Annotated in this window: 11 protein-coding genes; 5 read left to right on the forward strand and 6 right to left on the reverse strand. The window is 64.8% G+C overall.

Annotation, left to right across the window (positions count from 1 at the left end):
• Window positions 1-12: 12 nt before the first annotated feature.
• Window positions 13-537, reverse strand: coding sequence for an alkylhydroperoxidase, AhpD family (locus HMPREF3067_RS04005; RefSeq protein WP_070768445.1), 525 nt, complete (start codon window positions 535-537; stop codon window positions 13-15).
• Between the two features lie 97 nt (window positions 538-634).
• A complete protein-coding gene (locus HMPREF3067_RS04010; protein ID WP_070768446.1) occupies window positions 635-1231 on the reverse strand; it encodes a peroxiredoxin in 597 nt (198 codons plus the stop codon).
• 143 nt (window positions 1232-1374) lie between these two features.
• On the opposite strand from HMPREF3067_RS04010, the gene HMPREF3067_RS04015 reads away from it, so the two are divergent.
• Window positions 1375-2328, forward strand: coding sequence for a hydrogen peroxide-inducible genes activator (locus tag HMPREF3067_RS04015; RefSeq protein ID WP_070768447.1), 954 nt, complete (start codon window positions 1375-1377; stop codon window positions 2326-2328).
• Window positions 2329-2410: 82 nt separating this feature from the next.
• Here HMPREF3067_RS04015 and HMPREF3067_RS04020 read toward each other — a convergent pair whose 3' ends face one another.
• A complete protein-coding gene (locus HMPREF3067_RS04020) occupies window positions 2411-3403 on the reverse strand; it encodes a hypothetical protein (RefSeq protein ID WP_070768448.1) in 993 nt (330 codons plus the stop codon).
• 163 nt (window positions 3404-3566) lie between these two features.
• Here HMPREF3067_RS04020 and hrpA point away from each other — a divergent pair, with 163 nt between their 5' ends.
• Window positions 3567-7505: an ATP-dependent RNA helicase HrpA gene (gene hrpA, locus HMPREF3067_RS04025; protein ID WP_083319126.1), complete on the forward strand. Its 3939-nt coding sequence runs from the start codon at window positions 3567-3569 to the stop codon at window positions 7503-7505.
• Window positions 7506-7520: 15 nt separating this feature from the next.
• On the opposite strand, the gene nrdR is transcribed toward hrpA, so the two are convergent.
• Together nrdR and HMPREF3067_RS11215 are read right to left on the reverse strand one after the other, a co-directional pair.
• Complete coding sequence (gene nrdR / locus HMPREF3067_RS04030) at window positions 7521-7979, reverse strand: transcriptional regulator NrdR (RefSeq protein ID WP_070768449.1); 459 nt, start codon at window positions 7977-7979, stop codon at window positions 7521-7523.
• Between the two features lie 120 nt (window positions 7980-8099).
• On the reverse strand, window positions 8100-8546 hold the full coding sequence (locus HMPREF3067_RS11215; RefSeq protein WP_141759320.1) for a hypothetical protein: 447 nt from the start codon (window positions 8544-8546) through the stop codon (window positions 8100-8102).
• A gap of 256 nt (window positions 8547-8802) precedes the next feature.
• Here HMPREF3067_RS11215 and lexA point away from each other — a divergent pair, with 256 nt between their 5' ends.
• Together lexA and HMPREF3067_RS04040 are read left to right on the forward strand one after the other, a co-directional pair.
• Window positions 8803-9507, forward strand: coding sequence for a transcriptional repressor LexA (gene lexA / locus HMPREF3067_RS04035; protein WP_070768450.1), 705 nt, complete (start codon window positions 8803-8805; stop codon window positions 9505-9507).
• A gap of 255 nt (window positions 9508-9762) precedes the next feature.
• Window positions 9763-10545 carry a DeoR/GlpR family DNA-binding transcription regulator gene (locus HMPREF3067_RS04040; protein WP_070768451.1) on the forward strand — a complete coding sequence of 261 codons (783 nt, stop codon included), beginning with the start codon at window positions 9763-9765 and terminating at the stop codon, window positions 10543-10545.
• An 84-nt stretch (window positions 10546-10629) separates the two neighbouring features.
• Here HMPREF3067_RS04040 and ptsP read toward each other — a convergent pair whose 3' ends face one another.
• The gene (gene ptsP, locus HMPREF3067_RS04045) at window positions 10630-12411 is read right to left on the reverse strand and encodes a phosphoenolpyruvate--protein phosphotransferase (protein ID WP_083319127.1); all 1782 of its coding nucleotides are present in this window, start codon (window positions 12409-12411) and stop codon (window positions 10630-10632) included.
• A gap of 450 nt (window positions 12412-12861) precedes the next feature.
• Here ptsP and HMPREF3067_RS04050 point away from each other — a divergent pair, with 450 nt between their 5' ends.
• Window positions 12862-13830: a 1-phosphofructokinase family hexose kinase gene (locus HMPREF3067_RS04050; RefSeq protein WP_070768452.1), complete on the forward strand. Its 969-nt coding sequence runs from the start codon at window positions 12862-12864 to the stop codon at window positions 13828-13830.
• Window positions 13831-13839: the final 9 nt, after the last annotated feature.

Consider the following 13839-nt stretch of genomic DNA (forward strand, 5'->3'; position numbering starts at 1 on the left):
GCGGCGCTAAATTTAGCGAGCGGCTTCAATCTGGACGGTCTGGGCGACAGCCTGAACGACGGCGCCAACCTTGACGGCCTCCCAGATCTGCTCCTTGGTCAGGCCGGCTTCCTGCAGCTCGTGCGCGTGGGCGGCCAGGCAGTGCTCGCAGCCATTGATGGCGGAGACCACGGTGTTCCACAGCTCGAAGTTAGCCTTCTCCACACCCGGCTTGGAGATGATGTTCATGCGCAGGCCGAACTTGACCTGAGCGTAGTCGTCACCGAGCCAGCCCTTGGCGCGGTAGGCAACGTTGTTCATCGCCATGACGGTGGCGGCACCCAGGGCAGCCTCGACGGCCTCGTCGGACAGGTGCTCCCTGGCCTCTTCCATGATCTCGGACAGGACGGTGTCGTTGCGGGTAGCGGCGGCGGCGGCCAGCAGGGAGCCCCAGAGCTGCTCCTCGTTGAGCTCGGTGCTGCGGGTCAGGGTGCCCAGGTTCAGCTTCTGGTCCTTGGCGTACTCGGGCATGGAGCTCTTCAGGTTATCAATAGACAAGACTATTCTCCTTCTAGTTTTTGATAAGTATATTTCAACGGGATTGAAACAAAGACCCCGCCGGAGCGGACTTCGACGGGGTCCATGGCTTGAATCTTTACTTCAGGGATTCCTGAACGACGTCCATCTTGTTGATGTTCTTGGTCGGGTCGTTAGCTTCCCAGTTGCAAGCGCAGACCTCTTCGGACTGCAGGGCGTCGAGCACACGCAGGACCTCGTCCACGTTGCGGCCCACAGCGTCCGGGGTGACGGACACGAACTGGATAATGCCGTCCGGGTCGATAATGAAGGTGGCGCGGTCGGCGACTCCGTCAGCGTTCTCGACACCCAGCGCACGGATCAGGTCGTGGCGAACGTCGGAGAACATCGGGAACGGAACGGACTTCAGGTCCGGGTGGGTGGCGCGCCAGTTGAAGTGAGCAAACTCGTTGTCGGTGGAGCCGCCCAGCACCTGGGTGTCACGGTCCTGGAACTCTTCGTCCAGCTTGCCGAATGCCGCAATCTCGGTTGGGCAGACGAAGGTGAAGTCCTTCGGGTAGAAGAAGACGATCTTCCACTTGCCTTCGTACTTATCCAGCGAAACCTGCTCGAAGTAGTCCTCCGGCTGCTGGGCGTTCACGTCGTGCAGGTCGCCACCGGTGAGCGCGGTCAGATTGAACTCCGGGAACTTTTCCCCAACGGTCAAAATAGGCATTGTTGACAACATCTCCTTTAATGAGGTTGCTTGGTCCAGATTTGTGGTCTGCGGCCGCCTTAGCGGCCAACGACTTCCATTATGCCTATCAATTTCTAGAACGTCAATAGACCTGCCTATCTATTAATGATATAATGATAAGTATGCATAATAAAGAGTACCGTCCCACCCTCGCTCAGCTGCGCACATTCGTCACCATCGCCGAAAATAAACACTTCGGCACGGCCGCCCAAAAGCTACAAATCTCCCAGCCTTCCCTGTCCCAGGCGCTGGTCGCTTTGGAGCAAGGCCTCGACATCCAACTGATTGAACGCTCCACCCGCCGAGTCATCGTCACCGCCGCCGGCGAAAAGCTACTGCCCTACGCCAAGGCCACCCTGGAAGCCGCCAACGCCTTCTTCGCCCACGCGCGCGGCGCGCACGGCGACCTGTCCGGGCCACTGACCATCGGTGCCATACCGACCGTGGCCCCGTACATCCTCCCGGATCTGCTCAAGAACCTGCACAGCAAGTTCGAGGATATGGAGCCCCGCATCGTCGAGGAGCAGACCGAGCATCTGCTCCAGCGCCTGCGCGACGGCCAGCTGGACCTAGCCATCATCGCCCTGCCGTCGGAGGCCTCCGGGCTGGTCGAGGTCCCCCTCTACACCGAGGACTTCGCCGTGGTCGTCCCCAGCGACCACCCGCTGGCCGGCCGCAACGACCTGAAGCTCGAGGACCTGGATTCCCTGGATCTGCTGCTCCTCGACGACGGCCACTGCCTGCGCGACCAGATCATGGACCTGTGTCGCAAGGCGAAGATCAACCCATCGGAGGCCACCAACTCGGTGACCCGAGCATCGTCGCTGACCACCATTGTCCAGCTGGTCATCGCGGGCCTGGGCGCCACCCTGGTGCCGGATTCGGCCCTGGCCGCGGAAGCTAACCACCCGGATCTGGGCATCGCCCGCTTTGATGATTCCGTGACCGCCCAGCGCCAGATCGGCCTGGTCTTCCGCAACTCCGCCGCCCGTGCCGAAGAGTTCCGCGAGTTCGGCGAGACCGTCAAGGACGCCCACGACAAGGCCCTGGCCCGTTCCCGCGAGTCCATCCAGTAAGTCCAAGCGCCACAAACACTTCGCCCCGCCGCGGGGCACAACCACGTGCTCCGGGCGGGGTGAAAACTTTAGTGAGCCGCTTTTAGACGCGGACGGTAGCCGCGCACGAGCGATACATGTGCGCCTGGGCCAGCAGCACGACGGCCGCCACGATGCTGGCGCCCAGCATGATGAAGATGGACATCAGGATCACGCCCACGATGCCGAAGGAGATAAACAGCAGGCTCACCAGCGTCACGGCCAGCATGAGACCGAAGGAAATAAGCCCCACCAACAGGCTGAACAGCAGCAGCTGCAGGTAGTTCTTCTTGCCGGCGGCAAAGCCCGTCGAGAAGGAGGCACCGAAGCCGGTTTTGCCGTCTGCCGCGAACCACGGCATCAGCGTGAACAGCGGCGACAGGAAGAACATGAGCAGGCCGAAGGCCATGAAGAAGGCGAAAACCCCCGCGAACAAGCTCGGATCCAGCTGCGCCGGGTCGGTGGTGTTGCTCATCTCGTTGAAGCCGCTTAGCTGCATCCCGCCCAGCATGATGACGGTGATAATCCCCTGGACGACCAGGTAGACGCCGGCGGCGGCCCAGTGCACGTCCTTGCCGAGGGCGCCGATACCCGGCCGCGGCTCGTCGACGTGCCAGGTGGCAAACCGGTACAGAACGGGCGTGACCACGATCGAGATCACCAGGCTGAGCAGGCTGGTGACCACGGAGTTGCCCGAGTAACCTGCCTCGATATCCCCGCCGGTGAGCAAGGAGATGCCTATAGACAGGATCGCGCCGGCCAGGCCCAGGACTAGCGCCAGCGGCACCAGGGTCTTCCAGTTGCGGCCGAAGGCGGAAAAGCCCCAGCCGATGGACCGGACCGCCTGCGGGCGCTGCGGCCCGTGCAGGTATCCATCATTGCCGCCCACATAACCCTGCGCGCCCGCGTAACCGTAGCCCGGGGCCTGCTGCCCGCCGGGATTCGGGGAGCCGAAATTCGGGTTGTCCTCCGGGTGGCTCGTCGGCTCGTAACGTGGTAGATCGCCAAAGGAGTCGTTCGGCGACTGCCCGTCGTGCGGATCGTTCGGGGTGGTCATGGTGGGTCCTTTCTGAATTCATCAACAGGATGCGGCGGGGACTGGCTACCCCAGTGACGGTATCACCCGGCGGCCCTATACGTTCAACCTGTTCCGAAAGAGTTTCTCAATAGTTACCGGTTTGAGCCCTCACGCGCCGCCGTGAGTAGAATTAGCTGCAACAATGGCTAATACACACAAGGACCCGCAAGAACCGCGCGAGGCGCGCGACAACTCTCCCGCTGCGCCCAGCCGCGACGATCTGTACGCCCGCCTGGCTAATGTGCGCAGCGCCGACGAGTACTCGTTCCGGCGCCGCCTGAAAAAGGCGCGCTCCCCGCACGCGCTTTCGGCGATCTCCGCCGACATCGACGCCGCCGAAGAGCGCGTGCGTGGCATCGACCGCCTCGTGCCGGAGATCGTTTACCCGGACAGCCTGCCGGTCAGCGCCCGCCGGGACGACATCGCGGAGGCAATCGACAACAACCAGGTGGTCATCATCGCCGGCGAGACCGGCTCCGGTAAGACCACGCAGATCCCGAAGATCTGCCTTGAGCTGGGGCGCGGCCGCCGCGGACTGATCGGCCACACGCAGCCGCGGCGCCTGGCAGCCCGCACGGTCGCCGAGCGTATCGCAGACGAACTCGGCCAGAAGATCGGGCAGACCGTCGGCTACGCCATCCGCTTCGACGACCAGGTCTCCAAGTCCACGGCCGTCAAGCTCATGACGGACGGTATCCTGCTCGCGGAGATGCAGCGCGACCGCTTCCTTAACGCCTACGACACCATCATTATCGACGAGGCCCACGAGCGCTCGCTGAACATCGACTTCCTGCTGGGCTACCTCAAACGGCTGCTACCCAAGCGCCCGGATCTTAAGGTGATTATCACCTCGGCGACCATCGATCCCGAGCGCTTCGCCCAGCACTTCGCCAGCCCGGAAGGCCCCGCGCCCATCATCGAGGTCTCCGGCCGCACCTACCCCGTCGAGATCCGCTACCGACCCCTGGAATTCGAGGCCGGCGGCAAGGTGGTCGACCAGGATCCGCTGGACGGGCTCGTCGAAGCCCTGACCGAGCTCATGGCCGAGGGTGACGGCGATATCTTGTGCTTCTTCCCCGGCGAGCGCGACATCCGCGACGCCATGGAGGTCATCGAGGCTAAGAAGTGGAAGGGCGTGGAGGTCACTCCCCTCTTCGGCCGCCTGTCCAACCAGGAGCAGCACCGGGTCTTTAGCCCGCACTCGGGGCGGCGGATCGTGCTCTCTACCAATATTGCCGAGACCTCCCTGACGGTACCCGGCATCCGCTACGTCGTGGACACTGGCACCGCGCGTATCTCGCGCTACTCCACGCGCACCAAGGTCCAGCGCCTTCCTATCGAACCCATCTCGCAGGCCAGCGCGAACCAACGCTCCGGCCGCTGCGGACGTGTAGCCGACGGCATCGCCATCCGCCTCTACTCGGAGCAGGACTTTTTATCCCGCCCAGAGTTCACCGACCCGGAAATCCTGCGCACCAACCTGGCCAGCGTCATCCTGCAGATGATTTCCCTGCGGCTGGGCGATATCTCCCGCTTCCCCTTCGTGCAGCCACCGGCGGACAAGGCGGTGCGCGACGGCATCGCCCTGCTCAACGAGCTGGGTGCGTTGGGTACGGCCGACAAGAACGGGCTGCCCACGCTGACCAAGACCGGCGCCACGCTCGCGCGCATCCCGGTGGATCCGCGCATGGCGCGGATGCTGGTGGAAGCCCACAAGCTGGGCTGCCTGCACGACGTCATCATCATCGTTGCGGCCATGACCATCCAGGACGTACGCGAACGCCCCCTGGAAAAGCAGGCCCAGGCGGACCAGGCGCACGCGCGGTTTAAGGACAAGACCTCGGATTTCTTAAGCCAGCTCAAGCTGTGGGACTACATTAAAGACTCCCGCAACGAAAAGTCCGGCAATGCCTTCCGCAAGCAGATGAAGGCGGAGTTCCTGCACTACATGCGCATCCGCGAGTGGTTCGACCTGGTGCGTCAGCTGCGCGAGGTCGCCAAGCAGCTCAAGTGGACCGCCCAGGAATCCGGCAAGCGTGCCGATGCCGCCATCCACCAGGCGCTCCTGTCGGGCCTGCTGTCCAATATCGGCGCCCGAGACGGCAACTCCAAGGAGTTCCACGGCGCCCGCAACACGCGCTTTATGGTCTTCCCCGGCTCCGCGCTGGCGAAGAAGCCGCCGGAGTTCGTCATGGCCGCCGAGCTGGTGGAGACCTCCCGGCTGTGGGCGCGCGATGTCGCCCAGATCGATCCCGCCTGGGTAGAGCGCCTGGCCGCCGGCCTGCTCAAGCACAGCTACTCCGACCCGGTCTGGTCGAGTAAGCGGGCCACCACCATGGTCAAGCAGAAGTCGACGCTCTACGGCGTGCCGGTGGTCCACGACCGCTCCGTGCCCTACCACCGCGTCGACCAAGCCGCGGCCCGGGACTTGTTCATACGCCACGCTCTCATCGGCGGCGAGTGGAATACCCACCATTCCTTCTTCCACGACAATGTCGCCAAACTCGACAAAGCGGCCGAGTACGAGGACAAGGCGCGCCGGCGCGGCCTGGTCGCGGACGAGGACACCCTCTTCGCCTTCTACGACGAGCGCCTGCCCGCCAATATCACCAGCGGCAAGTACTTCGACTCCTGGTGGAAGAAGGAGCGCCACGCCCACCCCGCGCTGCTGGACTTCGATCCGGAGGCGCTGGTTAACGACGCCGATAACCGCGTGACCGAGGCGGACTTCCCCGATACCTGGCGCGCCGGTTCCATGGAGCTGGACCTGTCGTACCACTTCAGCCCCGGCGATCCCCTGGACGGCGTGACCATCCAGGTCCCCGTGCCCATGCTGGCCGGGCTGGAGACCACCGGCTTCGACTGGCTGGTACCGGGCCTGCGCCTGGAGCTAGTCACGGAGCTCATCCGCAGCCTGCCGAAGGCCCTGCGCCGCACGGTGGTGCCTGCCCCGGAGTTCGCCGAGCGCGCCCTGGACAAGCTGGTCCCTTACGCCGGGCCCATTACCGAACAGCTCGCCGATGTTCTGCGGGAGCTGGGCGGCCAGGGCATCAACGCCGTGGATTTCCGCCCGCAGTCGCTGCCCGACCACCTGCGCATGAACTACGCGGCCATCGACAAGCGGGGAAAGATTATCGACTCCGACCGCGATCTTTCCGCGCTGGTCCATCGCCAGGCCGGTTCGATTAAGTCCTCGGTCTCGAAGGTCAGCCGCATCTCGGAGTCCGGGGCGGTCAAGGAATGGCGCTCGGATAATCTGGGCTCCATCGACGACGAGGTCCGCACTACGGTAGACGGCCACGAGGTCACCGCCTACCCCGCGCTGGTCGCCACGAAGGACGGCGTCGAGGTCAAGGCGCACCCCACCAAGGCCGCGGCCGATGCCGCCATGCTGACCACCACGCTGACCTTGCTCATGCGGGAGATCACCGTCAACCCGCGCCCCATGGTCAAGGGCCTGCCCTTGCAGCAGCGCGTGGCCATCGACAACTACCCGCACGGCGGGGCCGACGGCCTGGTCTCCGACGCCCGCGTGGCAGCCCTCCGCGATCTTCTACTGGAAGCCGGCGGCCCGGTGCGCTCCCCAGAGGAATTCGACCAGTTGCGCAAGAAGATCGCCCCGGCGGTTCCCGGGCGCGTGCGGCAGATGGTCGTCGCTATCGCCCCGGGCCTAGTCGAATACGGCCGCATCACCGACGAGCTCAACAAGTGGACCGGCCCGGCCATCGACGACATCCGCGCCCAGCTGGATTTCCTGCTTCCGGCGCAAGCAATCACGAAAAACGGCATCGAGCACCTGCGGCACCTGCCGCGCTACCTGCAAGCCGTGCGCATCCGGCTGGAGGAGATGAACCTAGATCCGGACAAGGACGCGGACCGCCAAGCCGAGGTCGATGAGGCCAAGGCCTACCTCAACAATCGCCTGCGCTCCCTGCCGGCCGGCCGCGCGAAGACCAAAGCGGTGCGCGATATCTACTGGATGATCGAGGAGCTCCGGGTTTCCCTGTTCGCCCAGCGCCTCGGCACCGCGCACGCGGTCTCCCTGCGGCGCATCCAAAAGGCGGTCGACAAGCTGGCCTAGCGCCGCAGCGGGAGCCTAAAAACTGGTGCGGTCGCGCCGCTTCATCAGGCGGATCTCCGACTCGAAGTCGTCCGCACTGTCGAAGGACTTATACACGGAGGCAAAGCGCAGGTACGCCACCTCATCGAGGTCGCGCAGCGGGTCGAGGATGGCCAGGCCAATATCGTTGGCATTGATCTGGGAGCTGCCATGGCTGCGCACGGTCTCCTCCACCTCCTGGGCCAGGCGCTTCAGCGCGTCATCCGAAACGTCGCGGCCCTGGCAGGCGCGCCGCACGCCACGGATCAGCTTGTCACGACTGAAGGGCTCGGACAGCCCATTGCGCTTGACCACGGACAGCACCGCCTTCTCGACCGTGGTGAAACGGCCCCGGCACGAAGAACACTCGCGCCGACGGCGGATGGACGTGCCCGCGTCAACGACGCGGGAATCAATAACGCGTGACTGCTCGTGGTGACAAAATGGGCAATACAATGTGGCTCGCTCCCCGTATCTTTCTAGCTTTCCGACTCAATCCGCCAGAGCAGATTAAGCGGATGCGCTACCAGTCTACTGCGCCCGAGCGAGCCTCAACCGGGCGGGCTAGCCCGTCTCCTAGTTCAGGGTGGCCTGTTGGGTCACGGCGCTGTCCGCCGTGCCCAAGGAACCGGCCGCATCCGCGCCGTCGACCAGGCCCATGCCCGCCGCCAACGTGCCCAGGAAGACGGCGAATCCGAACACAGCGCCGAGCGCGTAGTTGCCCTTCTGGCGCGCCTGCTCGGAGACCGCCCCACGTGGCTGCCCTGCGAAATCCTCAGCACTAAGCGCGGGCTGCGAACGACGGTCTGTTCGATTATCCAGCGTGAGCGTTCGAGAATAACGATCGCCCACGCCAGCCGGTCCACCTCCCAGCCAACCGGCGCTGGGATTGCGGTTTTCGGAAACACGGACGGAAGGCTCCCACACCGCAGCCGCGGGGACCACGGAAGGCGCGAGAGTACCGGAGCGGTAAGCTGCATATTCAGTGTCAGCAATACGGCGGTCGTCAAAGGCGAGAGTCATAGTAATCCTTCCTTTCTTTGGTGCCACCGAGTCTAAATCTGGACCCCGACATGGCATCGGCTTTCCTTCGTCCGAATGTTCGAATTAGGTTCTGTGTTCGATTTATAGCAGGCTCCCCAGAGTTTGTCTAGCGCGCGGGCGAAAGTCTCGAACATTTGTACTTTTCATGCTAGAAATGAAGGTAGGAATTTACGCGGGCCCACAGTGCCTGTGACCGACTATCCGACCTGCCAACCAACTTGGAGAGTTAAAGACCATGGCCCGACCCAGCAAATCCTCACAGAAGCCCAGCCTGGACTCCTTGAGTGCCCGCCAGCGGCGCATCCTCGAGGTCATTCACGACGCCGTGCTCCTGCGCGGCTACCCGCCGAGCATCCGCGAGATCGGTGACGCGGCCGGCCTGCAGTCCACCTCCTCGGTGGCCTACCAGCTCAGGCAGCTGGAGGAAAAGGGCTTCCTGCGGCGCGATCCCAACAAGCCGCGCGCGGTCGATGTCCGCCACCTCAACACCGAAAAGGAAGACGCGAAGGCCGAGAAGGCCAGCAAGTCTGCCGAGCTCCCCCAGACCCCGCCGGACGCAGGCCAAGTCAGCTACATCCCCGTCGTCGGGCGCATTGCCGCCGGGACCCCCATTACGGCCGAAGAAAACATTGATACTTACTACCCCATGCCGGACGAGGTCGTCGGCGGCGGAGACCTCTACATGCTGCAGGTCGTCGGCGACTCCATGCGGGACGCCGGCATCCTCGACGGGGACTGGGTCATCGTCCGCTCGCAGTCCACGGCGGAGGAAGGCGATTTCGTCGCAGCCCTGCTGGACGGCGAGGAGGCAACCGTCAAGGAATTCCACCGCGACTCCACCGGCGTCTGGCTGCTGCCGCACAATGACGCTTATTCCCCCATCAACGGGGACGAATCGGAAATCATGGGCAAGGTCGTCTCCGTGATGCGCAAGCTTTAATTCCCCGGAACTTCCCGCGTTATTCCCCCTTTCTGAGGTAATCGGGCATGCAAAGTCTCACGCCGCGTGTGTGATCCCTGGTCCGGTTTGCCCGATCTACCTCAAGAAATACCCAAGCAACCCAAGAATCGGGCGCTTGGGTTTTTCTGTTTGTGTTTGCCCACGCGGTTTTTCTGAGACAATTTGAGTAGACCCATTTCACCGTGTGCGCTGGCCCATCAGCGTGCGTACCCACGGACCGAGGAGAACTCCCCCATGTATGCAGAAGAACGCCGTCGGCAGATTGCGTCCCTCACCGCCGTCGAGGGACGCGTCAATGTCACGGAACTCTCCCACAAATTCGACGTCACCGCAGAAACCATTCGCCGCGACTTGGCCGTTCTGGACCGGGAGGGCGTGGTGCACCGGGTCCACGGCGGCGCGGTGGCCTCGCAGACCTTCCAGACCGCCGAGTTCACCCTGGACACGCGCTCGCGCTCGGCCACCGGGGCAAAGTCCGCGATCGCCGAAGCTGCCCTCGAATTCCTCCCCGAGACCCCGGGCAGCATCTTCTTGGACGCCGGCACCACCACGAACGCCTTAAGCGACCTGATTGCCGCCAGCCCGCTGGCCAACCAGCTGTCCATCGTGTCCAACAGCCTGCCCATTGCCCTGTCGCTGGCTAATAACGGTATCAAGGACGTCCAGCTGCTGGGCGGTACGGTGCGCGGCATTTCCCAGGCAGTAGTCGGCGACACCGCCCTGCGCACCATGGCGCTGCTGCGCGCCGACGTCGCCTTCATCGGCACCAACGCCCTGACCCTGGACCACGGCCTGTCCACGGCGGACGCACAGGAGGCGGCCATCAAGGCCGCGTTCGTCACCAACGCCCGCAAGGTCGTTGTCCTGTGCGACTCCTCCAAGCTGGGCAACGATTACTTGGTCAGCTTTGCCAAGATCTCCGACATCGACGTCGTCATCACGGACTCGGCCGCGCCGCAAAGCTTCGTCGACGCGCTGCGCGAGCGCGAAATCACCGTCGTCACCGCCGACGCCTAAGGCCCAGTCCCCAGATGCCGGACACCCGGCGCAGGCCCCACTCTAAGCTGTGGGCTTGCGCCGGGTGTAGTTTTTCAGCGGCGTTTAGTTGTCTGCCGCGGGGCGGGAGAATTCCTCGATGAGCTCGCGGACCTTCTCGCGGGCCTCGGAGGGGCCTTCGCAGGACACGGCCGCTGCTGCGATCTTCTGGCAGTCCTCAAGGCTGAGCTCAGACAGCTGCGCACCCACGCCGGCAACGGCGGTCGAGGCGGCCGACAGGGAGTTAACCCCCAGCCCGGTGAGCACCGCGGCGAGCATCGGGTCCGCGGCAGCCTCGCCGCAGACCCCTACGGGGACGTTGTTGTCGCTGCCGACCACGCAGGTGTGCTGGATAAGCCGTAGCACGGCCGGCTGCCACGGGTCGGTCAGGTACGCCAGCTGCGGCGACAGGCGGTCCGCGGCCATGGTGTACTGGGTCAGGTCGTTCGTGCCGATGGACACGAAATCGAGGTGCGGCATGATGGTATCTGCCATCAGGGCGGCGGCGGGGACCTCAATCATCGCGCCCGGGATTAGGTTGCGCTCTCGGCACAGGCCGGCGAACCAACGGGCCTCGTTCGCGGTAGCCACCATCGGCGCCATGACCCAAGTCTGCGCGCCTTCCGGGCGCTGCTCGGCGGCTTGGGCGATGGCGTCGAGCTGCCGGGTCAGCAGCGACTCGTTGTCGCGGGCGATGCGCAGGCCGCGCACGCCCAGCGCCGGGTTCTCCTCATCGTCGAGGGTGGCGTAGCTAATCGGCTTGTCCGAGCCAGCGTCCAGGGTGCGCACGACGACCTTGCGGTCGCCGAAGGCGTTAAAAACCTTGGAGTAAATCTGCGCCTGCTCGTCGATGCTCGGCTCCTCCGAGGCGTTGAGGAAGGACAGCTCGGTGCGGTACAGGCCCACGCCCTCGGCCTGGGTGCCGGCCGCCAGCCGCGCGGCGTTGCCGTCGGCGACGTTGGCCAGCAACTGCACGCGGTAGCCGTCGCTGGTTTGCGCCGGGCCTTCCCACTGGGCGATCTTGGCGGCCTTGGCCTGGTACTCGGCCACGGCGGCCTGGGAGCTTTCGGAGTCCGCGCCGGTCTCGACCAGCCCGCGGGAACCGTCCACGAACAGCCACTCCCCCGCGTTGAGCTCGCGCAGCTTCGCGCCCATGGCCACGATGCACGGGATGTCCAGCTGGCGTGCGATGATGGCGGTGTGGCTGGTGGGCCCGCCCAGCTCGGTCACCAGGGCTTTGATCCGGTCGATGTCCAACGTAGCGGTATCCGCCGGCGCTAGGTCGTCGGCCAGCAGCACGGCCTCGCCCTCGACGGAGGGCAGGCCCGGCTCGTCCTCGCCGCGCAGCTCCGCGATGACGCGGTCGCGGACGTCCTTCAGGTCCGTCGTGCGCTCGGCCATGACGCCGCCGGCGGATTCGAACATCGAGACAAACTTATCCGTGGCAGCCACGACCGCGTATTCCACTCCGTTGCCGCCGCGCACGTTCTTGCGCACCGTCTTGTGCCAGCCCTTGTCCCGCGCCATCGAGGCGGTGGCCTTTAGAACCTCCGCCGCGTGCCCCTCGGCGCTTCCTGCACGCCCCTCGAGGCGCTGCGCGACGGTTTCCGCGGCCTCCTGGAAGCGCGCAAACTCTGCCTCGCGCTGGTCTTCTGCGACGATGGCCTCGCCGGACTGCGGCAGCTGCGGGCGGGGGCGTACCCACACCGCGGGAGCGTAGGCGACGCCGGCCACCACACCGGTGCCCGCGATGGTGCCCCGCTGCCCGGATTTCGCTTGAGCCTCGGTAGCTTCAGCGCTCGTCGACCCGGTGGTGGCGGTGCTGCCAGTGTTGTCGGTGTTGGTCATGTAAAACTTCTCCCTACGTCTAAAGACTAAGTAGACAAGATCGGTATACGCGTATTTATGGCAATCCTACTCAGGCTCGCCAGCACTCACTAGAAACGATTTCTGAGGTCTTGCGGAGCTAAGTGCCGTGCGCCTCCGGCCCGCTGGTGCAGGAGTCGGCAGGCCCCGGGGAGGCTCCGCAAGAGAACAACTTTCTGCCCAGTCTACCGAGACCCACGGAAAACCACATATACCCATTGACATACGGGCATAATCGGGCAACAATACCAAGTAAACATCTACAAACGTTGACACACGTTACAGTTCGTTGACATTGACCCCCTCGACCACTCGGCCGCGAACCGCTGCCTGGTCCACCCCGCCCGGCGCCCTGCGCCGGCGGTCAAGGACGACAATCGGCGCAGCGCGGGACGAATAGTCGAAGCGCCCGCCGGAGGAAGCCCACCCACTATGATTTTGACGCTGACCCCTAACCCCAGCATCGACGCGACCTTGTCCCTCGATGAACCGTTAACCACCGGGCTGGTCCACCGCGCCCGGTCCGTTTCCCAAGTCGCAGGCGGCAAAGGAATCAACGTCACCCACGCCGCCTACCTGGCGGGGCACCCCACCATCGCGCTGTTTCCCGCCGGCCCCGCGGATATCTTCCTCTCCCTGGTAGAAGATGCCTCCCTGCCCCACGAGGCGGTCCCCCTCAACCAGACCATCCGCGTGAACACGACGATTACCGATCCCTCTGGCGGCACCACCAAGATCAACGGCCCCGGCCCGCTGGTGGGTCCGGAGGTCCAGCAGGAGCTCATCCAGCGTTTGGGCGCCCTCTCGGCGAACGCGGACTGGGTCGTCCTGGCTGGTTCCCTGCCACCGGGCTGCCCGACCGACTGGTATTCCTCACTCATCAAGGCCCTGCGCAGCGCCTCCCCGCAGACCCGGATCGCGGTAGACACCTCCGACCAGCCCATGCTGGAAGTTGCCCATAACCTGGAGGCGGCCGCACCGGACCTGCTCAAGCCCAACGGCTTCGAGCTCGGCCAGCTCGCCGGCGAGGACGGGCTCGCGCTCGAGGAACAAGCCGCGCGCGGCGATTATTCTGGAGTCGTGGCTGCGGCCCGCTCCGTGGTCCAGCGCGGAGTCAGCGAAATCCTGGTGACCCTGAGCAGCGCCGGCGCGGTACTCGTCACCGCCGATGAGGCCTGGGTGGCTACGCCCCCGGCTTCCGAGGTCGTCTCCACCGTCGGTGCGGGTGACTCGGCTCTCGCCGGGTACCTGCTGGCGCGCACCGCGGGCACCACCCATCCGGAGGCGCTGCGCCAGGCCGTCGCCTACGGCACGGCCGCCGCGGGCCTGGCCGGTACCACCCTGCCCCGGCCGGACCAGATCGACCTGGCAGGCACCACGCTCGACGAACTTGATAACTAAACATCCTTT

Origin of the sequence: Corynebacterium sp. HMSC04H06, from assembly GCF_001815935.1 — a bacterium.
Lineage (GTDB): Bacteria > Actinomycetota > Actinomycetes > Mycobacteriales > Mycobacteriaceae > Corynebacterium.